Origin of the sequence: Phytoactinopolyspora endophytica (assembly GCF_004138495.1) — a bacterium.
Lineage (GTDB): Bacteria > Actinomycetota > Actinomycetes > Jiangellales > Jiangellaceae > Phytoactinopolyspora > Phytoactinopolyspora endophytica.
Genome location: NZ_ML142856.1, coordinates 274,143 through 275,532, shown reverse-complemented (window position 1 = coordinate 275,532; position 1,390 = coordinate 274,143). Strand labels below are relative to the sequence as shown.

The following is a 1,390-nucleotide window of genomic DNA, read 5'->3' as shown; positions in this document are numbered from 1 at the left end:
CGATGGTCATGTCGAGTGGCTCGATCGGTCCGGGCTCGATACGCCAGGTGTTGATCTCGGATGAATCGACGTCGACTCCGCAGTCACGCAGCATGCCCACGGTCATCTCGATGTGGGGGAGCGACGGTACCTGCTTGCCGTCATGGTGCACCGTGACGCCCTTGTCGTACCTGGCGCCGGACAGCAGAAGCCCACTGACGAACTGTGACGACGCCGACGCGTCGATGGTCACCGATCCGCCGTCGACGGCGCCGTTGCCGCTGACGGTGAACGGCAGGGCACCGCGGCCTGCGTCGTCGATCTCGACGCCGAGTGCACGCAGGGCATCGATCACGGTGCCCATGGGCCGGTTGCGTGCATGCGGATCGCCGTCGAAGGCGACGTCGCCGCCTGCCAGCGCGGCCACGGGCGGCACGAACCGCATCACGGTGCCGGCGAGACCGCAGTCGACGTACCCTCCGGAGGAGAGTGTGGCCGGTGTCACCCGCCAGCCGCCGTCGACCTCATCGATGCCGGTGCCCAAGGCGCGCAGCGCATCCACCATCAAGCGAGTGTCACGTGCCTGAAGGGGCCGGCGAACCTGTGACGGTGACGACGCAAGAGCAGCGAGGACCAGCGCTCGGTTGGTGACGGACTTGGAGCCGGGCAACGCGACGGTCGCGTCGACCGGCCCCGACGCCGTCGGTGCAGGCCAGAGTGGTGCGGCAGAGGAAGTCATCGGACCCCAGCTTACCGCCCGCCGTTTAGTCGGTCTCGTCGTCTACCCAGTCGAAGGTCTTGGTCACTGCCTTCTTCCACCGGCGGTACTGCTTGTCGCGCTCGGTCTCGTCCATTTGCGGGTCCCACTGTTTGTCCTGGGCCCAGTTGGTGCGGATGTCCTCCTCGCTTTCCCAGAAGCCGACCGCCAGCCCGGCGGCGTAAGCGGCTCCGAGCGCGGTGGTCTCCGCGACCACCGGCCGGATCACCGGAACGCCGAGGATGTCGGCCTGGAACTGCATGAGCAGTTCGTTGCCCACCATCCCACCGTCGACCTTCAACGACTTCAGCGGTACTCCGGAGTCGGCGTTCATCGCCTCGATGACCTCGAGGGACTGGAACGCCGTCGCCTGCAGGACCGCTTGCGCGAGATGGCCCTTGGTGACGTAGCGGGTCAGGCCCACGATCGCGCCGCGTGCGTCGGAACGCCAATAGGGCGCGAACAGGCCGGAGAACGCTGGAACGAAGTAGACGCCGCCGTTGTCGTCGACGCTGTCGGCCAGTTGCTCGATCTCCGGCGCGCTGCCGATGAGACCGAGGTTGTCCCGCATCCACTGCACCAGCGAGCCGGTGACCGCGATGGAGCCCTCGAGGGCGTAGACGGTCTCGTTATCGCCGATCTTGTAGCAGACGG

Annotated in this window: 2 protein-coding genes; both read right to left on the bottom strand. The window is 67.1% G+C overall.

The features are described from left to right. Positions 1-718, bottom strand: a 718-nt coding sequence (locus ELR45_RS38215; protein ID WP_420813898.1) for a 3-phosphoshikimate 1-carboxyvinyltransferase, incomplete at its 3' end; no start/stop codon positions are given. A 25-nt stretch (positions 719-743) separates the two neighbouring features. Further along, positions 744-1,390, bottom strand: a 647-nt coding sequence (locus ELR45_RS41010; RefSeq protein WP_240759823.1) for an FGGY family carbohydrate kinase, incomplete at its 5' end; no start/stop codon positions are given.